Consider the following 23,548-nt stretch of genomic DNA (forward strand, 5'->3'; position numbering starts at 1 on the left):
GTAAATACTTGCTCTTATATTTGCAAGCACATACTTGCATATATGAAAGCCAGAAGAGACGTGTACCAGGCAATTGCCGACCCAACCCGCAGAGGGATTATTAATTTGATTGCTGCACAGCCGCATAATGTAAATGCTATAGCAGAGCGGTTTGACATGACCCGGCAGGCAATCTCGCTGCATGTGGGCATATTGGAAGAATGTGGCTTAATAACCGTAAACCAACACGGGCGAGACCGTATTTGCGAAGCAAAGCTGGATCAGCTTGACGAGGTAGCGGCATGGGTAACTCAATCTAAAAAATTGTGGTTAAGCAAATTTGAAAAATTAGATAAATATTTAGCTGACGTAAAAACCAAAAGCAATGGAAAATAAAAACAACGAATTACAAATAACCTATTTGTTTGATGCGCCGCGTGACCAGGTTTTTGAGGCTTGGACCGATCTGGAAATTCTAAAAAACTGGTATGCCCCAGAAGGCTGCACCATTGATTTTAAATCATTAGATGTAAAAGTTGGTGGCGAGTTTCACTCCGTTATACACGATCCCGTACATGGCGATTGTTGGATAAAAGGCAAATACCAGGAGGTATTAGCACCTGAGAAATTGGTTTTTTCTATGCTATTAAGTAACGAAAACGGTGATTTGGTAACAGCGGGGGAGGCAGGTAAATCAGACGCATGGCCACAAGCCATTGTTACTACTGTGAGCTTCGCTGCCATTGGTACCCAAACCAAAGTTACTTTACATCAAACTGTAGATGAAACCGAGGCTAAAAAGACGGGGGCGTATCAAAGCTGGTTCAGCATGTTTGACAAGCTTAATACAGCGTTAATAGTTAAGTAGTTATGAACAGTGGTCTTTGGGTTTCGGGTAGGCATGGTTTACCTCGCATACGGGCAATGCGTTACCCCTATGCCTGATAACACCAATACAAAGCTAATTTGCTACCAACTCTTTAACCTTATTGACTAATAATTCCAGATCAAAGGGTTTAGCTATAAAATCACTCGCTCCGGCTTCATTGGCTATACGCTCACCTTCCCGGCTGGCAGAAATAACAATTACGGGCAATTTAGTGGTTTCCGGCGCCTTACGCAACGCCCGTAACACCTGGTCGCCCGACAGTACCGGCATCCACAAATCAAGCAATACCAGATCGGGCTTAGTCTTTTTTATCTCATCGTATATTTGCAGACTATTTTTTACGGGGATTATCGAAAATCCACTGTCTTCCAGAATGAGTTCAAGCATATCAAGAATACCTTCATCATCGTCACAAATTAATATTGTTTTGTTGTTCATGATTATGCTTTATTGACAGGTAAGGTAAAACTAAACACAGAACCCTTCCCTGGCTCACTTTCCACCCACAGTGTGCCTCCGTGGTTTTTAATTATCTGATCACATATATAAAGGCCTATACCCATGCCCGGAAAACGCTGCTGAATCTCGCCTACGCGGTAAAAACGCTCAAATATTCTTTTATGATGCTCGGCATTAATACCCATTCCTTTGTCTGTTACAGCGAGTTTTATATAATCGCTGACACGCGAAATGTAAACCTGTACGTCTTCTGCATCAGGCGAATACTTAATAGCGTTTGATATAAGATTATTAACTACCTGTATTATATGTGCCTCATCGCCCAGATACTTGTTAGACGCTTCTCCCACCACTATAATTTTATGACTTTTGTGTGCAGCCTGTAAATTATCTACAGTCTCATACACCATTTTATCAAAATCAAAAGGCTCGCGGTGCAGCTCAATATTGCCGCTTTGCATTCGCGAAACATCCAATAGTTCTGCAATAAGTGAATTAAGGCGGTCTACGTGAATAGCTGTTTTGCGTAATATATCTTTAAATTTATCGCTAACGTTTACCGGCAAAAGGCGCTGCATCATTTGCACATAACCTTTTATGGTAGTTAATGGTGTTTTAAGCTCGTGACTGGCTATGGATAGAAAATCGTCTTTCCGGCGTTCTATTTCCCTTCTGTCGGTTATATCTTCTATGGCTATCAAGATGCGGTCGCGATACTGACCCTCCAGTTCAATCCTATGCGCATTGAGCAACATGAGCTTTCGTCCGATATGCGGAAAATCATGTTCTACCTCAAACGCTTCAACCGGGTTGTTGGTTGGCAATATGCTTTCTAAAAGTTCTTTGAGCTTCGGTATATTCCATTGACCGTTACCCAACTCGTATAGCCACTTTCCTTCGGTCTCTTCGCGGGTAACTTTGAAGGTTTTAAAAAAATGATCGTTTACACTTAAAACTTTTAGCTCAGGGTTAAGCACAATAAGACTTTCGCGAACGGTTTGAACAATACTGGCCAGGTAATCCTCACTTTCCTTCAAGCTGCGTGTACGCTCTACTACACATTCTTCCATCACATCTTTTTGATGCTTTAGATCAAGCTCCGCTTTTTTACGCCTGGTTATATCGTTTTGCACCCCAATAAAATAGCAAGTTTTACCTTGTTCGTCTTTAATTGGCGACATATACAATTCATTCCAGAACAAGGTGCCATCCTTTTTATAATTTCTTATTTCAACGGATACGGCCTCGCCATTTTTAATCGCTTTAAATAAAATAGCTCTTTCAGGTTGCTGGCGGTCTTCTTGTTGTAAAAACCTGCAATTGTGCCCAATGATCTCATTACGGTTATAACCTGTAATTGTCTCAAAAGCCTTGTTGCAATAGATGATCGGATTATCAGGCTGTCGATGATCGGTTAGTATAATACCAGAGATAGAGGCGTCAAGCGCTTGTGTCAAAAGTTCCAGATCCTGTTTAACTGTGTCATCTGAAAAGTGGAATTTTCCGTTACTTAAACTGTCCAATTTGAATTTATTAATCAGGAACTAAACACAATTTTAAAGCGCTTGTTTTTTGATTTTACGATTCCGGTTTATCCCCGACAAATAATTTTACTGCACGTTGCTTCGGGTATATTAAATTTAGCATGTACAATTTCGGCTAAACAATATCACTTTTTACATGTTTAAACAACCATGTGTCTGCTTATTGTAATAATAAATACTTAACTACATGTTTAAACATATATTATTTATCTTTGTCCTATCATTTTAAAAATAAAACTCTTAATACAATGGCAACAACAACAAAATGGGTATTAGACCCAATGCACTCAGAAGTACAATTTAAAGTAAAACACCTGGTTATATCAACCGTTACCGGTTCATTCAAAAAATTTGAAGGCACTTTAGAAAGTGATAATGAAGATTTTACAGGCGCTAACGTTACCTTCAGTCTTGACGTTAACAGCATTGATACCAACCAGGATCAGCGCGACGGCCACTTAAAAGGCGCAGATTTTTTCGACGCTGAACAATACCCGGCTATTACTTTCAAATCAACCTCATTTGAAAAAGATGGCAGCGATTATACGCTAAAAGGCGATCTGACTATAAAGGGTGTTACCAAACCGGTTAAGCTTGCTGCAGAATACGGTGGCGTTGCAACCGATTTTTATGGCAATACAAAGGCTGGTTTTGATGTTACAGGTAAAATTAACCGTAAAGAATTCGGCCTTACCTGGGACGGCATAACCGAAGCTGGATCTGTAGTGGTAAGCGACGAGGTGAAACTGATCTTCAACGTTCAGTTTGCTAAACAAGCCTAAGTTAGTGATTGGCTGATTAGTGATTAGGCTATAACAGAAAAGCCATCCGCAATGCGGATGGCTTTGTTTTTTTAACTTCTTCCCTGTTTTTGTCCTTCCGTTTACTAAAACGAATACGGACAAGAAGATCAATAGGTTTACCTGGATATTTTTACTCTTACAGCGGTTGGGCCTTTTTGGCCGGGTTCCACTTCAAAAGTTACTTTGTTGTTTTCCTTTATAGGTTCGCTAAGGCTATTGGCGTGCACAAAAATGCTCTCCTGGGTTTGCATATCCTTTATAAAGCCATAACCTTTGGCGTCATTAAAAAATGCTACGATCCCCGTACGTACAATATCCTCAATGATGGTTTCCTGTTTGGGTACAGCTATCTGTATATCCTGAGAGTTTACTTTCAATTTACGCGATGGATCTGGTGGTGTTGATGTAATGTTGCCATATTCATCAATATAGGCCATCATATCATCAAGGCTTTTCCCTTTGGTAGAGTTAGCCTTACGATCTTGTGCCTTCTCCTTTTTATCCAACGACTTTTTCTGACGTTTCTTTTCTCGTTCTTTTTTATTGAATGTTTCTGTTGATCTGGCCAAGGTAATTACGCTAATTTAACTTTAACCGCGCTCGGACCTTTTTTGCCGTCTTCTACTTCGTAGGTAACTGAGTCACCTTCGCGGATCTCATCAATTAAACCTGTTACGTGTGCAAATACTTCTTTACCGCCAGCATCCGGGGTAATAAAACCGAAGCCTTTTGAAGTATTAAAAAATTTTACTGTTCCTGTTGCCATGATATTTTTTAAATGTTAAGCGTGCAAGATACGGTTAATTTTGTTTGGTAGTAGCGCTAACATAAAGATTACTAATTTTATACGCCATTTAAGGTATTTATTTACAATATTATTAATGAAATTCGCGTATTTCTTCCATTTGCAGCATTTCAATTATTAGTTTATCTGCATTTTGTTTGGTGCCGGCAATCTCTAAAACGGCGCATAAAGCTTTATCAGCCTTAAAAACCTGTAAACGTTTGCTCTTTAAATGCAGCTCTTTTATTCTGTCTTCAATAAGGCCGAGTTGTTTTACGTCATTATCATTAAAAGTGATGTTAACTACTTTGCTTTTTTTAAGGTCGCCTATCAATACCTCTATCTTATTTACTAATACCAGTATTATCCATGTAATTACAGTAAACACTATGGCAAGCGAATAATAACCTATCCCCGCCGTCATGCCGATAGCGGCCGATGTCCATATAACAGCTGCGGTTGTCAGGCCCAACACAGACATTTTATCTTTAAAAATAACCCCTGCCCCTATAAAGCCTATGCCAGTTATTATATTGGCTGAGATTCTGTCATCGGCACCAACGCCGTGTTTTGATACGATGGTGAAAATGGTAGAACCCAGCGTAATGAGCAAAATGGTGCGAAAACCCGTAGACTTGTTTTTATACTCGCGTTCAAACCCGATAATGCCACCGCATATAATTGAAGTGATGATGCTGAAAATATCCTTTAATTCTATACCGAAATCCATGCAGACTAAACGCTATTTTAAACATAGTGTTTAATTTATGTTAAATGTACAACACCGGCCCGCCAAAACCGTACAGCGCCTGTCCGTTTTTGATGCACCTGTTTTTTACCTTTGACCATATTTACTTATATATCAATTAATTAATAATTTGGTGTAACCATTGCGCATGTGTACACGTCATATAATTAATATATAAACCATACCATCATGAAAAAGATACTTACCTTATTACTTGCAGCAGCGCTAAGTACAGCCGCCTTTGCTCAATCAGATAATGCCCCGTTTTTAACAAAATCCTTTTCCGGCGCAGCAGTTCAGAATGTCGTAGCACGCACATCAGGCGGTAGTATAACCATCAACGGCACTGCAGGCAGCGAGGCCCGCGTTGAGGTGTACATAAAAGGCCAATACAATAAAGAGCTTAGCAAAGGTCAGATTGAACAACGCCTGGCTGAAGATTACAATTTTGATGTTTCAGCAGCAAACGGCCGGTTAAGCGCTATCGCAAGCCAGAAAAATAAAATATTTAACTGGAAAAACGGTTTAAGTATCTCTTATAAGATATATGTGCCTAAAAACGTATCAACCAACCTTAACACAAGCGGTGGCAGCATAGTTATGGCCGATTTGAATGGAAACCTTGATTTTTCAACCAGCGGCGGCAGTTTAAGTCTTAATCAGCTAAGCGGTAATATTAACGGAAACACAAGCGGCGGCAGCATTACTATAGCTAACTCTAAAAGCCAGATTAAACTGGAAACAAGCGGGGGAAGCATCAAAGCTCAAAATTGCAGCGGCAACATTAGCCTCAATACTTCAGGCGGATCATTAAGTTTAAATGATTTGACCGGCGCCGTTGAGGCAAACACCAGCGGCGGCTCTGTTAGCGCCAACAACATAAACGGCGAATTGATAACCCACACCAGCGGCGGCAGCATGGCCCTGCAAAATATATCAGGCAGTTTAGATGCCTCAACAAGCGGTGGCAGCATAACCGCAAGCCTTACCAAGGTGGGTAAATATGTTACTTTAGATAACTCCGGCGGCAGCATTAACCTGAAAATGCCTAACCAGGGTCTTAATCTTAAGCTTCGCGCTAACCGCATCCGCATAAACCAGCTTACCAATTTTAACGGCAGCAAAGATGATGACAAAGTTGACGGTACCGTTAACGGCGGTGGCGTACCGGTAAAAGTGAGTACCAGCGGTACCATTACAGTTAGTTTTAGTTAGTTGAAGATTGGTGATTGAAGATTAAAGATTGGTTGGGATTAGGATTAATTCGATAAGCCGCCAATCTTTAATCTTAATACATCACATTAATTAGATAAGCTACCAATCTTCAATCTTAATAAATCAAATAATATATAGGCACCAATCTTCAATCCCAACCTTTAATCTTAATAAATCAATTAAAAGATTGCCTGAACTCAAGCGGCGACAGTTGTGTTTTTGTTTTGAACAGCTTGCTGAAAGATTGCGGATGCTCAAAACCTAATTGATAAGCAATCTCGCTAACGGTTAACGCGGTTGTTGAGAGTTGCTGCTTGGCTTTATCAATAAGTTTATTGTGGATGTGCTGCTGTGTACTTTGCCCCGTAAGTACTTTTAGCAATCCGCTTAAATAATTGGGCGATAGATTTAACTTCTCCGCAACATCACTAACCGAAGGCAGTCCCTTTTCCATTAGCACATTGCCTTTAAAATAGTCGTCTAAAACAATCTCTAACTGATCCAGCATCTGGTGGTTATTAATTTTACGGGTAATAAACTGCCTGTTGTAAAAGCGCTCGGCATAGGTGAGTAACAGCTCCAGCTGGGCTATAATTATACCCTGACTATACTTATCTATATTGGCGCTGTTCTCCTGCCTTACGTTGTGGATCATTTGGGTAATAGTGCCTTCTTCCTTGTCTGACAGGAAGAGCGCCTCGTGTACCGAGTAATCAAAAAAGTCATACTGCTTTATGCTTTTAGCCAGCGCGGTTCCCCATAAAAAATCCGGGTGGATCAATATCATCCAACCCGAATGTTTTATTTTGGTGCCGCTGGTAAGTGTAATGCCAACTACCTGCCCCGGAGCGGTAAAGGTCATCATGCCCTCATCAAAATCATACTGTTGCTGGCCGTATTTTAGTTTAGCGTTGAAGTTTCTTTTTAATGCTATTACATAAAAATCAAACGTCATGCTATAAGGCTCATCCGCTTCAATGTCTTTCATCTGCTCCACATTCACCACGCTTATCAGCGGATGCTCCGGTTTGGGCAACCCCCTAAAGCGGTGAAAATCTGTTATTGTACCAAATCTGCGTGGTGCCGTGCCTGCCATAATACAATATACTTATTTTTGATTAAATACTGCTGCGAAATCCTTTGCAAAATCTTCCATTTTTACCTTACCCATAACAACGGGGCGGTTAGCAAAGTAATCTTCGGCTAATAAACCGGTGTGCAAGGCTCCGTACATTTCAACCAAACCTTCGGCTATGTCAGGATTCATCCCTACTGAAAGTAAATGATCCAAAGCTTCCTTATCTGTTATTGTTACCCATTTCAGGCCGGGGTTACCAATGGCTTCACCTAATATACGGGCTGTTTCACTACAGCTCAATTCCTCGCTGCATACATAACGCACTTTGTTGCCAGACTTAAGTGTCACCAGTTCCTCCGCAACAGCATCAGCAATATCCAAAGGCGATACCCAGGGCACTATATCCTCGGCACCATAATTAGCTGCTATAAGCCCCTGATTTTTTATGCTGTCAATATATCCGTACAAATTGTAATTGAATGATGTTGGGCGCATGTGGGTAATGGCAACATCATTACCCAGTTTATTTAAAGTCAGCTCGACGCGATGAGCGCCTTTTAATATCCCGTTACCCTCGCTTAAATTACCGCCAACTGTGCTTAAATTAACCAGGCGCTTAACGCCGGCGTTTTTTATAGCCTGGTAGTAATTGGCGCCGAGGCGTTCATAATAAGGTATCAGATCAAGGTTTTTATCAAAGTAATGGTTAGGCGGCACCATGGTATAAACAGCATCGGCACCGGTGAAGGTTTTAGTTAAAAAATCAACATCCTCAACTGATCCTATGGCGGCCGTGGCCTCCAGCGCTTCTATTTCTTCCCTCCTGTCCTCTTTACTGCTGATGACGGTTACCGTATGCCCGCCCTGCACCAATTGCGTTGTAAGCGGTTTACTGATGTGGCCCAATGAGCCTGTTATAATAATTTTCATGGTTGTGTATGTATTTGTTGATGCAAAATCAACAAAGCATACGTGGGCCATGTAGCCGTATCTATGGTTGTTGTAGCCGGAATTTTGAAAGCATCTTTCACAAATTAATATGCATGCAACATTATGGGTAGATTAAGAGGGAGACTTTCCGTATTTATATTTTAAAACAAGCATCGAAATATCCAATACAACGGTTATCAAATTAGTGACAATAATGGGCAAATCTGATTTATCCACCCCGTAATACACCCAAAGGCAGTTGCCGGTAAGCATTATTACAAACATTACCGGCGATATGTCTTTGGCTTGTTTGGTTTTCACTGTTTTTATAACCTGTGGTATCGCCGCCGCCGAAGTGCAAATTCCTGCCGTAAAGCCAATTATCTCTATCAATTCCATAGGTTAGTGTTTTTTAGATATTTGGATGAGGCATCGGTTATTGACTTAAAAAAGTCGTTGATTGAAGCTCATTCATAGCGCAGGCAAAGCCACAATAATGCCAACCGCAGCCGTAGAAACACCTGATTTGATAGAATTACCAAAGGAAAATACGGTAAAACTGCATGAAAAGAATTATACGATAAAAGTGTTAATATACAATGCGAAAGTTGGACGGCTATGTACTAGTCGAAGTTGAAAACTTCGACTAGTAGGGTGGATTACTATAAAAAAGAAGCGCAAAGGCCGGGGACAGCCTCCGCGGCAATTGAGCGGGGCAAGCCTAGCGCGAGGGACTAATCAAGCGATATTAACCACGCACTTCCTATCGCGCGGAGATTGCTTGTTATCTCGCAAATACGCGGGAAAAAAAAGTCTCTAATCAACTAATTACTGCACCCCCAACTTCACCCCCACAAACGCCGCCTTTTTAACATAATTTTTATCAAACAACAAAGGCACATCGGGGTTGGTTGCAGTGTTTATCCAGCTGTCAGAATCGGCTACACCCCATACTGTAATGCCGTAGCGCTGCGCTGCGGGTACGTTTGTTAGGTACGACTGTATAACATATTTATACATGTCTGCCTGCGCAGCAAGCGTTGTTGCATCGGCAGTGAACGAACTTGATTTTGATGTATTAGTGGCTACATCCATTTCAGAGATCTTGATCTTTAATCCTGTAGACGCCAGTTTCTGAAACGAGTAGTCGATATTGCTTTTATTGCTGTTTACGCTGATGTGCATTTGGGTGCCTATACCATCTACCAACGCAGCACCATCTTTATTAATGAAATTTACAAGGGCTACTAATGAATCGGTTTTGGTTCGTGAATAATCAAGGTTGTAATCATTAATAAACCTCAACACGCTTGCATTAGCCTGCTTAGCATACTTAAATGCCTTTAACACGTAATTATCCTGATCGTACTTTACACCCAAATATTTTCCGTAGAAAAACTGATTAGCGCCAGCACTTGAGTTGGCATCTGTACGCATAGCCGCGTTGCCATCAGAAAAAACTTCGTTTACCACATCCCAGGCGTTTATTTTACCTGCATAATGGGTTATACTGGTGGTTATGTAACGCTTCATTTCGGCATCAATTACGGCAGCGGCCTGCGCAGCCGTGGCGGGCGCTGCTCCTACGCCCGGCGTGCCTTGGGTTGGGTCGCTGGCGGTAATGTTATCAATGGCGTAAGTGCCCACATTAGGGAAATTTAGTCTTACGGTGGCGGCAGATTCGGCAACCTGTAAGGAAAACGTATAAGTGGCCCAACTGGTGGTTGGTGTTATATCATAAGCCAGGTAATTGACGTTTTGCACCACTACCCTAACTTTACCACCCGCTGCAGCGGCTTTAACGTCTATTGAAAAATTGATAGTACGTGCCGGTGACGCGGACGGAACACTAAGCACCGGACCAATAGCCTGCACATCATAACCATTTGCACCTGCTGTTGCAACATTTACCTGCAAGGCCCGTGTTGAGCCGTTACCTGCAACTTCAGCATAGGTAGCGGCGGCTGTACCGCCTACCAAAGTTTGCCAATTGGTGAAAGTACCGCTCGTGCCCTGCTGAAAATCGCCGTTTGAAGCAGCCAATATATTAGGTCCGGGCGTACCGCCTACACCCGGGGTGCCGGCTGCTGTAATAAGTCCGTTAAGGTAGGTAGTATTTTGTTGAGAGTGCCACACCAAAGTGTGCCCAAACACCTGTAAACCGTTGGTGTTGCATATGTTATACAAGGCATCGGCAGTGGTATAATCATAACTTCCGTCGCTTTTAACTACAGATCCTTCTTTTAACTCGTTGCCAAACGTAACCACATTACCATGTCTTTTTACCGTATTGCGATAATCGGCGTTGTTTGCCATAAGCCCATACGTTACCGCGAAACCCATGTTACTAAACTTTGAAGCCGTTAAAACTTTAAGCACACCGGCAGTATCTGTATAACCAGGAATAAGCGTTGTGGAGGTGACAGGCGGTGCTGGTGTTGGATTATTATCAGTATTCCCTTTTTTGCAGGAGGTAATAAATAGTACAGCCGCAGCAAAGCAGCACATTTTTAGTACAGAGTTGTTCATACAGGCAATTTTCTTTAGGCCGGATAATCGGGCTATATTTATAATCGGTGCCTAAATGTAATCAGTATGTTACAAACCGCCAAATAATCCCGGAATTGAAAGCCTCATCGAGCATGTAATCAGCATTTTTATATTTTAAGTCCATAGGTGTAAAGGCATCCGAGTCGTAAAAAAACTGTTGCTATTCTGTTGCTAAAGTGTTGCTATCTTGTTGCAAAAAAGTGTCAATTTTTTCATTTTTCAATTAGTTGATAAACAAAACATTACATGCCTTTTACAGTTGATTTTTCAGACGAATAAGTCAGAGAAAAAAATCAAATACCATATTTACAAGTAACTAATAACCAATTACTTAATAAAAGTGTTGCACATTTTTTCCCGGTACGTATATTTTTTTGCAACACTTGACTTATAGAATTTACTTGCAAGTTTTAAAGCACAAAAAAACGCCGTTCGCAGGTAGGGAAACGACGTTTTTTTGTTGGTTTAATTATAGTTTTACCGAGGTCTTTTTACCGGTGTAATTAACAACTTTTGCACTGGCGCCATTATAATTTGTTCCCGCCGGAGCCACTACAACATTAAAGGTGCGACTTTCTAACATTCCTTTAAATGCGCCTTTTCTGTCGGCTATGTTTAAGCTGCGCTTTTTATCGTCCCAATGGAAAGTGACCTCGCTGTACTGTCCCTTTTCATAGTTATAATTGTCGTTCTCGTCTTCATATAGGGTAAAATCGCCATCAGCGCCCGGGTAAACTCTTATCTCCAGATTATCCCAGTTCTTTTCTGACGAGTATTGTAATTTAGGGCCGAAAGGCAGTACAGAACCCGCTTTAATGTAAATAGGGATAATGTCTAACGGAGTTTCTCTTGATACTTTGGTGCCTCCTGCCAGTTTCTCTCCTGTCCAGAAATCATACCATGATGTGCCTGCGGGCAAATAGGTTTCCTGGGATTTTACAGTGCTAAAGTCCTCTATGTTGGTGGTGGTGTTCTGAGCTTTGGTATACATCCCTTTAGTTACCGGGTTAACCAATATGGACCTACCGAACATGTATTCGTTGGTTGAATCCCATACATTCTTGTCAGCGGCAAAGTCCATAAACAGCGCTCGCATCATACTTGATTGATGCGCTGTTATATCCCAGGAAGCCGAATAAATGTAAGGCAGAAGCCTGTAGCGTAAATTGATATATTTTTCAGCTGCATCATAAACCTTGTCTCCTTTATTACCAAATTGGTAGATCTCTCTTGGCGCATCGGCCCCATGCGAACGCATTAAAGGGGTAAAGGCTCCAAACTCCATCCATCGTGCATAAAGTTCCCTGTAATCAGGATCCTGAAGCTTTTTGGGGTATTTTGTTAAAAAGAACCCACCAATATCGGCGTTCCAATAAGGAATAGCGCTTAAAGAAAAGTTTAGCCCTGTAGGGATCTGCTTGGCAAGTGTCTCCCATGATGAAGTAATATCACCCGACCACGTGTTAGCGCCATAACGCTGCTGCCCGGCAAATGCCGAACGGGTTAAAATAAACACACGTTTATCTGAGCTCGTGGCGCGCTGGTGATCATAAACTCCGCCAACTCCCATTAAAGGATAGGCATTGCGGACCTTACGAAAAGAGCCTAAATAGGTTTTAATGTCCAGATCTGTTGGTTTGGCGCTAAGGTGATCAGGCTCGGTAGAATCCATCCACCAACCGTCTATACCATACGGAAATAAACCTTTACTGAGATAGTTCCAATAAATATCACGAGCTTCGGGGTTATACACATCATAAGGTCTCACGCCGGATGGATAGTCTTGCTTTGGCGGCCATAGTTCGGAGCCAGACTCAGGCCAGGTACGAAAATCAAGCAGCATATTTTTAGCCTTCATATCTTTGTAAGGCTTGGTCTCAGGGCCAAATGACGACCAGATAGAAATCATTAGATGTGCATTTAAATTATGCACCTCAGACATCATTTTTCGGGGATTTGAAAAATCTACATTTAAAAACTCCATGGAATTCCACAGGTAATTATTGCCCCAATACTGCCAATCCTGTACAATGCCATCAAGTGGTACGCCTAATTCACGGTATTTCTTTACAACACCAACTGTTTCGTCCTGAGTTTTATAACGCTCTTTACTTTGCCAAAAACCAAAGGTCCATAAAGGCATCATAGGCGCTTGCCCTGTCAAATCGCGCATTTGCGCTATAACGCCATCGGCATTGCCACCGTTTAAAAAGTAGTAATCAATCCCTTCACCTACGTCTGATGAAAAGAAAGTTTCATTTGGCGTATCGCTAAAAGTTGTTGGCGAATAATTGTCCCAAAAAACGCCATATCCTTTTACAGATTGCAAAAACGGCACAACATCCTCCGTGTTACCCTGCATCATGTTTTTATATACCTGGTTACGTTGATTCAAGTTGCCGCGCTGATGTTGCCCTAAGCCATAAACAGCCTCATCCTTATCTAAAACAAACGATTGTGCCACAGTAAGTGTCTTACTCCCTGCATCATTAAAAGGTTTAAAAGATGCTCCATCGGCTTTCTCTTTTAATAATATCGCGCCCTTAACCGTTGCGTACGAAACGGCCCCTGTTTTAAGGTCGAGCGTGACTTTGATCTTGCTGCTTGTTATGTCAAGCGCATCGCCCCGCTTAATAAGTTTTATAGGGGTTTGAACCGGCTTTTTAATCACCGAAAGGCTGGCTTGTTGGAAGGTTTGACCAGCAGGCGTTTTTGTGATCCGAACTATGTCCGGACTATAAAACTGTACCTCAATTGCCTGACTGTTTACGACAGCCTTAGCACCCAAAGCTGTCGACTGATAGGTTTGAGCGCTACAAACTACCGGGCAGGCAGCGGCGAAAAAAAGAGCTGTTTTAAAAAAAGATTTAAGCATTGATGTCAGTATAATAAATTTGTATCGTATAAATATAACTAACTATTTAAATACAAACCCTTCAGGTTTTAACTTGTCAAAAGTATCAGGGATGTCTGGTGATAACGCCAGTTGTTTAGCGGTTGATTTGACGCCGCCTTTTGGCACGTCAACACCGGCCGTCCACAAAATAGCATTCAATACAAAGCGGCGATAATTTTCATTCTTTAAAGCCGAATGGTAATCCATGCCACCCCATAGTACGCCACGTGCTCCGTTCTTATCGTAAGCTGTAGCTATGCCAAGCGGTTCGGAAGCACCTTGATTACTTTTTTCAATTGTTCCGGTAAGCAGGTCTGTACGGTAAGGGTCTCCTGGATTCACTACCATTCTTGAAAATATTTCATCCTTATAGTTAAACGGCCCCACACCGCGCAAAATTGGGTGGTTCTTAGCCGCTTCAATAGGTGATACAGACCAATACCCCAAAGGATTACGGGTATACCCGCTTAAACTTGACGAGCCAAACCAACTTAAGTAATACTGAGTTGCTTTTTGATTGGTAGTGGTAATACCCCAATGCAAAACCATAATTCCCATACCTGCTTTATGCAGACTATCTAACTGTGCTAAATAAGCAAGGGTAGCCTTGTCATACGATTTGGTGTTATCACCGCTCGGCGGAAACAAAGGGTGCGCCCGCTCTTTTGAACTTCCTTCTGCACTACACTCTACAATTATAGCATCAACACCTTTCAAATCTTCAATGTCAAGCGCAGTGCGTTTGTAGGAGAATTTTGTAACGATTTTTACGCCGGTAGCATTGCTGATGCTATCAATGCAGTGCTGCATTACCAAAAGGTCACGGCGGGTTTCATGCCGGCCAGAGCCTTCATCGCCTGCGTGGTCTTTAGGGCCCGCCAGGAAATAGATCACTTTAGTGGGTAACTTTTGGGCCGATACCTGGAAGGAAACCGATACAAGTAACAAAAGCACAAAACCTGCTTTTATTACCCTCAAATACTTATTAACTATCATAGCATGTTAGTTTGTTATTAATTTATAATACCAACTATTTTAAATTGGGTAACGCAAAGGTTATGTAACCCTTTGGTACGTCCTCTTCTTTCTTATTTCGGTCTAATAATGCGCCGGTGGAGCATACCACCAGATATTGTTTGCCATTAACCTGGAACATAGCAGGTATACCTGAAGGCTGGCTACGGCCAAGGTTGTACTCCCACAAAATTTTTCCATTATCCGCATCAATAGCGCGGACTTTACCGTCTGCGCATGTTGCAAATATTAAACCCGAGGCAGTTACCACCATGCCCTTATTTTGTGTACCGTTAGGTGTACCTAAACCTTTAACATCCGATTTGGTATACTCACCCAATGGTATCTTCCATTTTATAGTGCCTTTATTAAGGTCATAAGCGGCAATGCCTGCAAAAGGTGGAGCCAAAATATCAGAAATGGCAGTGCCCCAGTTACTTTTTTCAATATATATGGATTTAGGACCTGTATAATCTGATGGATAATCGGTCATACCGCCGCCGTATTCGCTTGCACTGCTTGGATTAGCTATAGGCGCGCCACCCGAGGCAACAACTGGCCCATCAGGCATGGCGTTGCCGGCAGGAGCCCCGCCGCCGCGGCCACCCCGGCCACCGGGGTTAAGGAATGCATATATTGAAGTGAGGGTAGCATCATCAATGTGTGGTTGGGCAGGCATACGGCCTTTACCATTATTGATATATGTTTTAAACAGGTCAGGCGTTACGCGGTTGCCAATGTCTGCCAAAGACACTCCTGCACCTTCTACACCATTACGGTCGGCGCCATGGCAGGCCTGGCAGTATTGTATATAAGCTGTTTGTCCGCGTAAAGCCGCAGCGGCATTAGGATTGCCTCCTCCACGTGGCGCTCTTTCAGATCTTTTTACCAACTGATAAAAGCACGACATTTCCTGGTACATTACGTAAACCAAACCTTTATCAGGATTTGCCGCTGTGTTGCCCTGGTTGGCGCCTCCTACAGAACCCGGCAAGGCAAAAACTTCGTACTTATCAGACAGGGGTTGATATAAGCCGGTTTTAGCGGCTTTTATCCTTGCTATATATTTTTGTCTTATAGAATCAGGCAGATAAGGGTTAATATCCTTCTCATCAACATTATGTCTGTTAAAAGCGGGTACCACAGTTGGAATGGGTTGTGTTGGCGAGGTCCATTCGCCCGGCAAATCACTTTTTGGGAAAGGCATTTCTTTGATTGGCCAGATGGGTTTTCCTGTAACGCGATCAAACACATACATGAATCCATTTTTTGATGCCTGGGCTACCGCGTCAACTTTTTTACCGTTATGATTTATGGTGATAAGTTGAGGGGCAGCTGTCAGGTCATAATCCCAAATATCGTGGTGCACGGTTTGGAAATGCCACAGGCGCTTTCCGTTGCGCGCATCTAAGGCCAAAAGGCAATTGCCGAAAACATTGTTGCCCTTACGGTCAACTCCATCATAATCGTAAGTAGGCGACCCTAATGGAAAGTAAGCTATTCCGCGTTTTTCGTCAACCGAAACTTCTCCCCAGGTATTAGCAGCTCCTGAATATCTCCAGGCATCCTTAGGCCAGCTTTCGTAACCATATTCTCCCGGATGTGGGATAGTATGGAACACCCATTTCATTTTGCCAGTTATTACGTCATATGCCCTTACATCGCCAGGACCAGAAAAAGGATCTTCACCGGGAGCAGAGCCTAAAAGAATAAGGTTATTATAAACGTGACCGGCAGAGGTTGAAGCCATACGCCTTAAAAGTTCCGGAGCGCGGCCAATACCTTCTTTTAGATCTACTGAACCATTTTTTCCAAACGTTAATATGGATTTACCCGTATTGGCGTCTATTGCCTGAAGGTAATTGCCCAGCGAGATTAAAAAACGTTTCTCTTTTTTGTCTTTACTTTGCCAAAAGTTAATGCCGCGTTGAACAATCCCTCTTAAATTAGCGTGTATCCAAAGCTCTTTGCCCGAGGCAATATCTACTGCAACTAATGAGCTATTTTTTGCCAGCACATACATTATTCCATCAACAATAATTGGATTAAACTTGTATGAGCCACCTCTTTCCGCTACAGTTGAATAGATAAATGCAGGCTGCAGATCGGCAACGTTTTTTTTGTTGATCTGGGTAAAGTTCATGAATTTGGAGTGGTCGGGTCCGCCGCCGTAATCCTTCCATTCTGTATGTGGTGGTGGCACAGCTTCTGCTTTCTTTTTTGGCCCGTCCTCATTATTAGATGGAACTACAGCCGCGACAAAAGCCATACAAGCAATTGCTGAAAGACCAATTTTTATCCCACGCGCGTGGGATAAATTTTTTAAAAATGTCGATTTCATATAACTGGTTTGTTGGTTTATTAAAAGTAAACAAAGTTTAATGTATAATGCTAAGGGGGCCCATCCACCTTAGCAACATTGTTACAATGTTAAAATTCTTATTTAGATACTAAATTTAATGTATAACTAAACCTGGTGTTATTCGCCCACACCTGGAACTTATCCAACGGCCTTGGGCCGCAACTTGCAGAACCAACACCCAGTGTTTTCGTAGACAAACAAAACACCGTAGCTGTGCTTGGTGGCAGATCTATTTTGTACTCAACCGGAAACATCTGCTCATCGGTATGCGGCAATGCCGATACCTGCATAAGGTTGGCATCGCTCTTTATTTTGAGTGAAGGTGTCTTTCCACCAACAAACTCAACCCAACGTACTTCTTCATGATTACCTCTGTCCATCGGTTTTTCATATTCATACTGGTCATTAACGCCTAATTCATACAATCCAACATCGGCCGAGCTTTTACGGTCATTGTAATTCTCTAGTGGCCCCCTGCCAAAATACTTCATGTGGTCAAGGTCCTTGTTAAGCAACATGCGTACCCCTATCCTACCAAGGCTTATCTGCATTCCTTCAAATTGCATATCGTTATCCACGATTACAGATCCATCTCCTTTAATTAAATAAGTAGCAGTATGATAAACGCCAAATCCTTCTTTTCCTTCTGCTCTAACGGTTGAGGTTACCTTAACCGTGAACATATCCACCGCCTGTGCTTTGATGTCCACCAGCGAAAATTGAAGCTTATTTACGCCATATTTTTCCCAAACAGAATTGGCCCACATATCATCATTACGGTGAGCAGCACGCCAAAGGTGTACTTTAGGGCCGCCACCAGCTATTAACATATTAACACCACCTTTAATCAATTGGCTCATTTGTCCGGTCTGTTTATCAAAGCCCAGCGAGAAACCCTGCCCTGTAACTTTTATAAGCTGCGGCGTTTGGCTTAAGGCGACAGGCTTGGTTGATTTAGCTTCTACAATTGCTATAGTGTTAACCGGCACTTTGAACTGATCCCAGGCAATCTCAAAGCCTTTATCAGCCCATAAGGTTTTATGGTCCTGATTGTATGATACACGCAGGTAGTACTCTGCCCCTGGTTTAGGATGCTCTATTTTGTATGGGATTGTTGCCCTGCCATCTCTGCGTGCGCCAACTCTTGGTACTATAAATGTGCCTTTGCTTATCTCAACACCATTTTCAGTCAAGCTCCATACGCCCTCTATCCCCTCTAAGGCAACAAATTCAAACTTGTTACGAATACGGATAGCACCTGTAACAGCATCGGTAAGATCAGTGCTTATCCATTGAAACGCCTTTTTCATTTCCGGATAGTGCGGCTTAACCGTTTTTCTATCCCAGGCAACTACGCCTTTGTGGATGAAATAGTGGTCATTAGGAAACTCGCCAAAACCACCACCATAAGCCAAAATAGGGTGTTTAGGATCACGCCTATTCCATAACGCCTGATCCTGAAACTCCCAAATTGCGCCGCCCAAAATTTCAGGAGTAGTATCAAACAGATCCGAGTAAGTATCTAATGAACCCATTGAGTTGAACATGGCATGCACAAACTCGCAGATGTATAAGGGTTTGGTAAGATTTTTATCTTGGGCAATTCTAAGGTAGTCTTCAGCTGTGCCGTACATTCTGCCGTCCAGATCGGTAGGATTGCCCTTACCTGTACCATAACGCTCATAATGCGTTGGGCGCGAAGGATCAATCGCTTTAATTGCTGTAAGCGCAGCGCCAACGTTGGTACCGCCTATACCGCCCTCATTACCTAGCGACCATATGATTATTGATGGATGATTTTTAAAATTTTCTACGTTGGCCACATTGCGGTCAACTATAGCCGCCTTCATAGTTGGTTCTTCGTCAAACTTACGGTCGTAACCGTGGTATTCCATATTTGCTTCTGCAACCAGCCAAATGCCCCATTCATCGCAAAGCTCATACCAGCGCGGGTCATTGGAATAGTGAGAGGTACGTATGTGGTTACAGTTTCCTTGTTTTATAACTTCAAGGTCGCGTATCATTTGCTCCTCGGTAACAGCGTGGCCAACGTCCGACCAATGTTCGTGGCGGTTAACACCTTTTAGTTTGATAGGTACACCATTTACCATGAATATACGCCCCTTGATCTCAATCTTACGGAAACCGATTTTTTGAGAAATGATCTCGCCCTCACCCGTAGTTAATACAGCGGTATATAGCGTTGGTGTTTCAGCCGTCCATTTAGCTGGGTTGGTAACCGGAAAAGTAATCGTAAGTTCCTGTTCCTGGTTCGTATTTAATGCGCCTCCGGCTACATTTCCCTTAGCAATTTCTTTGCCTGTATTGTCATAAAGAGTGGCCGTTAAAGTTTGTGCTTTTGTAGCGTTATCGCCGTAGTTTTTTATTTTAGCTGATACCTGAACCGTTGCGTCGCGGTAAGCGGCATCAAGCTCCGGTTTTACAAAAAAGTCGCGGATGTGCGTTTGCGGTGAACTCCATAAAGTAACATTGCGGAAAATACCGTGCAAACGCCACATATCCTGATCTTCCAGCCACGTTCCTGATGTGTATTGATAAACCTCGGCGGCAATTGTATTAGTGCCAGGTTTTAAATATTTGGTCAAGTCAAACTCGGCAGCATTACGGCTATTCACGCTAAAGCCTACCTTTTGTCCGTTTACCCAAAGAAAGAAACCTGCGTCCACGCCATCAAAAGTTACAAAAACCCTTCTACCTGCCCATTCAGCAGGAAGGTCAAAGTTTCTTTTGTAGCTACCTACCGGGTTACGCTCGTTAAAGGCGGTATATCTTTTATCAGGCTCGCTCATCACATGCGGAAAATCCTTTTTTATGGTATAGCCCAGGTTACGGTAAAACGGTGTACCATAGCCCTGTACTTCCCAATTGGAAGGCACCGATATATCGGACCATTTAGATACGTCAAAATCTTGCTTATAAAAATCAACCGGGCGTTTTTCAGGGCTGGCTACCCAGTTAAATTTCCATTTGCCATTAAGGCTACGAGCAAATGTTGAAGAATGCCTTTTAGCTACAAGAGCCTCCTGCAAATTTGCATAAGGCATTAACGTAGCATGGTAGGCTTCTTTGTTGATGCCTGTTATTTCCGGATTTTCTATTTCAGCAGGGAAATCAATACCAGCCCTAAGCGCTGTTTGAGCATTACTAATGTTAGTTATTGTTGCTAAGAAAATGCCCGCAAAAAAAAGGCGCTTAATAGAAAATCCTGAATGGAACATAAATAAAATGGTGATTTATAAATTAAATTTTTACAGAAACTGGTTTACCTGTGTAAGTGATCTTTTTAGCCGTGGTACCTTCATCAATGCCGCCACCATTTTTTTCACTCACAATTACGATATTAAATGTACGGCTTTTTAAATAGTTTGGATAAGCGCCTGCTCTTGCCCCAATAGCCAGGGTTTGCGTTTTTTCGTTCCATTTAAAAGGTATGGTGGTATATGCACCTTTTTCATAGTCATATCCGTCGCCTTTATCTTCGTATAAAGAGAAGGCTCCGTCAGCACCTTTGTATACCCTTACCTCCAATACATCAAGCGATTTCTCGCCTGTATATTGCATTTGCTTAGCCATTGGCACTATTGAACCGGCTTTTACAAAAACCGGGATCTTATCCTGTGGTGCTGCTGCTTTAACAGTTTGCCCTGCAGTATAGAGTTTGCCTGTCCAGTAATCATACCATCCTGCGGCTTTCGGGAGATATACATCCCACTCGGTTACACCAGTGGCGGTAATTGGAGCAACCAAAAATGATTTACCGAACATGTATTGATACTCTTGTTGCACAGCTTTAGCATCATCAGCAAAGTCCATAACCAGCGGGCGCATAATGGTTGAGCCATGTTTAGACACCTCCCAACCTTCTGAATAGATGTACGGCATTAAACGATACCTTAAATTCATCATGTTGCGCATATTGCCTTCCACTTTCTCACCGTATTTCCATGGTTCAGTTTCGGTTTGATAGCCGTGTATGCGGAATATGGCATTGAACGTACCAAACTGGAACCAACGGGTTAATATATCATGATATTTTTCATCAGTATACTGCCCCCTGCCCGGACGGAAGAAACCACCGATATCAGTTGTCCAGTATGGCATGCCGGTAAGATTGTAGTTTAAACCGGCTACGATTTGACGTTTGAAGGTATCCCAATTCCAGCCAATATCACCAGACCAGTTAATGGTACCAAAGCGTTGCTGACCAGGAAATGCTGAGCGGGTTAATATAGTTACCCTTTTATTAGGGTCGGCAGCGCGCTGGCCTTCATAAACGGCCTTGCTTACAAACAAAGGATAGGTTAGCCTGTAAAACTCGCCGGCGCCAAAATAGGTTTGCTTTCCAACCAAAGCATCGTTCTCGGGTTCAGTAGCATCCATCCACCATGAATCAACTCCTTTGGCAAACAAATTGTCATTTAGAGCAGCCCAATGTGTTTTTTGCGTTTCAGGATTGTAAATATCTATCCACGGGCTATTAGCCAGGTACAGATTTTTTTCAAGGTAAGGCTTAGCTATGTCTGACTTTTTATCAAGGTTTTCCCATACCGATACAGAGAAATGCGAATTCAGGTCATGTAGTTCCTTTATAAAGCCTTCGGGATTTGGGTAATTGGTCTCATCAAACTTAGGTACGCCCCAACCGTATTTACCCCAATACTGCCAGTCTTGCACTATCACGTCAACGGGCAGATTTCTTTTTCTAAACTCTTTAATAGTTTCAACCAGGTGTTTGCCTGATGTATAACGCTCACGGCACTGCCAAAATCCATACGCCCACAACGGCAGCATTGGCACTGTGCCAGAGAGATTGCGGTAGTTGTTTATCACTTCATCTGCCCCACCGTAAAACACCACATAATCTAAAGATTTTGCATTAGGTGAGCGGAATACGCTTTCATTTGCAACTGGTTTCCACGATAATTTTGGTTGTTTGTTTGATGCTTTACATAACACCTGAACAGTATGCTCCCCTGCTTTAAGGCTGATGATCTTACTTACAGCAGGTGGCAGCCACTGGTTTGCCTGATCTATCTTTGCAACGCCGTCAATAACGAGTAAATGGCGGCTATCCATATCCCCTAAGTCAAGCATAAAAGTGTAGTCGCCGTCTTTTTCTACCCTGAATTTTCCAACATGCAAAGCCTGTTGCTGCGATACTCGCTGCGTTCCTGAGGTAGTTGTAACATCGGCATCATTTACTTTTACAGCATTAGTATCTTTTTTTGCAAGCTCAACAAAATTATCAGTCGGGTTAAATTGGGTTAACCCATATTGGTGCCATAAAATACCATAGCCTTTGCTTGAATAAATAAATGGGATAGCGATTTGCGTATTAACCTGGATGAGCTTGCGTGATACATTGCGCAAATTATAATATCCATCCTGAAACTGCCCTAAGCCAAATACGTATTCATCAGCAGGCGAGTTAAACGCTTGCTCTGCCGAGTAAGAAGCCTCGCCCATTGTGGTGCCGGGTATCAATTTACGGCTGTTGGCTTTTTCGCTTAAAAACACTTTACCTGCGCTGTTGGTATAAGTAAGCGTGCTGCTTTTTTTATCAAATAACACCGTTACCGCTTTGGTACTTAACTTTAATTGCCCGGGTGTTTCTGTAACTTTAAATGCGGGCGCAGTTTGTTTATTGATCAAAACAAACTCCAGCTTCTCAGCGGGGAGATCTTTTTGCCATTGCACGCGGATAGATTTATCCGTTAAAGGGATAATGTTTAATACCCCTTCGGATAACTGAATGGATAATTTTTCCTTGGTAAAAGTGTGCTTTTTGTACGTCTGAGCAAAGGTTACTGCAGGCAGCAGGGCCGTTATGAAAATTAAAACTTTTTTGATCATTTTTTTATATTGTATTTATATCCTTTGCAGGCAACCTTGTGTCAATAATAAAGCCGCGCATCTATTGATAACGCGGCTTAACCCGCTTATACTAAAATGAAGCCTGAGTGTGTTAACGCTTACACGTCAGGTTCGTCTTTAATGCCATTCGATGATTAAAACCGATTCGCATTTTATTTTCTAAAACTGATTAAAACAACCCCTAACCGCGAATATTTATTTAATACTTTCATCGTATAGGATTTACATAAATAAATTAAGGAATGCCTGTAATTTGTTATACTTAAAACTTTAATTGGCTTTTCGAATTAACATTTATTTACTCACTTAAAAATTAATGTAATTACCCATTTATTAAGGAATATTACCCTTATGAATAGGTAATCTTAAGTAGTATTATTATCGATTGAATTTCCGGATTAT

At 42.2% G+C, this 23,548-nt stretch carries 18 protein-coding genes; 4 read left to right on the top strand and 14 right to left on the bottom strand.

The annotated features are described in order from the left end of the window. Window positions 1-42 precede the first annotated feature (42 nt). Both ACVW2L_RS10520 and ACVW2L_RS10525 read left to right on the top strand, forming a co-directional pair. Window positions 43-375: an ArsR/SmtB family transcription factor gene (locus ACVW2L_RS10520; RefSeq protein ID WP_457127921.1), complete on the top strand. Its 333-nt coding sequence runs from the start codon at window positions 43-45 to the stop codon at window positions 373-375. Next, a complete protein-coding gene (locus ACVW2L_RS10525) occupies window positions 365-847 on the top strand; it encodes an SRPBCC family protein (RefSeq protein WP_457127922.1) in 483 nt (160 codons plus the stop codon). Before ACVW2L_RS10520 ends, ACVW2L_RS10525 begins: the two co-directional genes overlap by 11 nt. Window positions 848-940: 93 nt before the next feature. Here the strand turns inward: ACVW2L_RS10525 and ACVW2L_RS10530 are convergent, their stop codons facing one another. Continuing rightward, complete coding sequence (locus tag ACVW2L_RS10530; protein WP_457127923.1) at window positions 941-1,306, bottom strand: response regulator; 366 nt, start codon at window positions 1,304-1,306, stop codon at window positions 941-943. A 2-nt stretch (window positions 1,307-1,308) separates the two neighbouring features. Next, entirely contained in the window at window positions 1,309-2,850 is a 1,542-nt protein-coding gene (locus ACVW2L_RS10535) for a PAS domain-containing sensor histidine kinase (RefSeq protein WP_457127924.1), read from the bottom strand. Window positions 2,851-3,119: 269 nt separating this feature from the next. On the opposite strand from ACVW2L_RS10535, the gene ACVW2L_RS10540 reads away from it, so the two are divergent. Further along, the gene (locus ACVW2L_RS10540; protein WP_457127925.1) at window positions 3,120-3,653 is read left to right on the top strand and encodes a YceI family protein; all 534 of its coding nucleotides are present in this window, start codon (window positions 3,120-3,122) and stop codon (window positions 3,651-3,653) included. A 137-nt stretch (window positions 3,654-3,790) separates the two neighbouring features. Here ACVW2L_RS10540 and ACVW2L_RS10545 read toward each other — a convergent pair whose 3' ends face one another. From ACVW2L_RS10545 to ACVW2L_RS10555, 3 genes are all read right to left on the bottom strand, one after another. Next, window positions 3,791-4,243, bottom strand: a complete 453-nt coding sequence (locus ACVW2L_RS10545) for a cold-shock protein (protein WP_457127926.1) — start codon at window positions 4,241-4,243, stop codon at window positions 3,791-3,793. Window positions 4,244-4,248: 5 nt separating this feature from the next. Continuing rightward, complete coding sequence (locus ACVW2L_RS10550; protein ID WP_294793039.1) at window positions 4,249-4,440, bottom strand: cold-shock protein; 192 nt, start codon at window positions 4,438-4,440, stop codon at window positions 4,249-4,251. 112 nt (window positions 4,441-4,552) lie between these two features. Beyond that, a complete protein-coding gene (locus ACVW2L_RS10555) occupies window positions 4,553-5,188 on the bottom strand; it encodes an MgtC/SapB family protein (RefSeq protein ID WP_457127927.1) in 636 nt (211 codons plus the stop codon). A gap of 207 nt (window positions 5,189-5,395) precedes the next feature. On the opposite strand from ACVW2L_RS10555, the gene ACVW2L_RS10560 reads away from it, so the two are divergent. Next, window positions 5,396-6,421 carry a DUF4097 family beta strand repeat-containing protein gene (locus ACVW2L_RS10560; protein WP_457127928.1) on the top strand — a complete coding sequence of 342 codons (1,026 nt, stop codon included), beginning with the start codon at window positions 5,396-5,398 and terminating at the stop codon, window positions 6,419-6,421. Between the two features lie 175 nt (window positions 6,422-6,596). On the opposite strand, the gene ACVW2L_RS10565 is transcribed toward ACVW2L_RS10560, so the two are convergent. The 9 genes from ACVW2L_RS10565 to ACVW2L_RS10605 form a co-directional block, all read right to left on the bottom strand. Continuing rightward, a complete protein-coding gene (locus ACVW2L_RS10565) occupies window positions 6,597-7,517 on the bottom strand; it encodes a helix-turn-helix domain-containing protein (RefSeq protein WP_457127929.1) in 921 nt (306 codons plus the stop codon). Window positions 7,518-7,529: 12 nt separating this feature from the next. Beyond that, window positions 7,530-8,429: an NAD(P)H-binding protein gene (locus ACVW2L_RS10570; RefSeq protein WP_457127930.1), complete on the bottom strand. Its 900-nt coding sequence runs from the start codon at window positions 8,427-8,429 to the stop codon at window positions 7,530-7,532. 132 nt (window positions 8,430-8,561) lie between these two features. Next, window positions 8,562-8,828: a SemiSWEET family sugar transporter gene (locus ACVW2L_RS10575; RefSeq protein ID WP_457127931.1), complete on the bottom strand. Its 267-nt coding sequence runs from the start codon at window positions 8,826-8,828 to the stop codon at window positions 8,562-8,564. A 429-nt stretch (window positions 8,829-9,257) separates the two neighbouring features. Then, window positions 9,258-10,958 carry an endo-1,4-beta-xylanase gene (locus ACVW2L_RS10580; RefSeq protein WP_457127932.1) on the bottom strand — a complete coding sequence of 567 codons (1,701 nt, stop codon included), beginning with the start codon at window positions 10,956-10,958 and terminating at the stop codon, window positions 9,258-9,260. A gap of 490 nt (window positions 10,959-11,448) precedes the next feature. Further along, window positions 11,449-13,854, bottom strand: coding sequence for a TIM-barrel domain-containing protein (locus tag ACVW2L_RS10585; RefSeq protein WP_457127933.1), 2,406 nt, complete (start codon window positions 13,852-13,854; stop codon window positions 11,449-11,451). Between the two features lie 42 nt (window positions 13,855-13,896). Beyond that, window positions 13,897-14,871: a hypothetical protein gene (locus tag ACVW2L_RS10590; protein ID WP_457127934.1), complete on the bottom strand. Its 975-nt coding sequence runs from the start codon at window positions 14,869-14,871 to the stop codon at window positions 13,897-13,899. A 34-nt stretch (window positions 14,872-14,905) separates the two neighbouring features. Then, on the bottom strand, window positions 14,906-17,230 hold the full coding sequence (locus ACVW2L_RS10595) for an outer membrane protein assembly factor BamB family protein (protein WP_457127935.1): 2,325 nt from the start codon (window positions 17,228-17,230) through the stop codon (window positions 14,906-14,908). A 98-nt stretch (window positions 17,231-17,328) separates the two neighbouring features. After that, window positions 17,329-20,490 (bottom strand): glycoside hydrolase family 2 TIM barrel-domain containing protein, encoded by a 3,162-nt coding sequence (locus ACVW2L_RS10600; protein WP_457127936.1) that lies wholly within the window; start codon window positions 20,488-20,490, stop codon window positions 17,329-17,331. A 22-nt stretch (window positions 20,491-20,512) separates the two neighbouring features. Beyond that, a complete protein-coding gene (locus ACVW2L_RS10605; protein ID WP_457127937.1) occupies window positions 20,513-23,125 on the bottom strand; it encodes a TIM-barrel domain-containing protein in 2,613 nt (870 codons plus the stop codon). Window positions 23,126-23,548: the final 423 nt, after the last annotated feature.

The sequence above is a fragment of the Mucilaginibacter sp. HD30 genome (assembly GCF_054061755.1).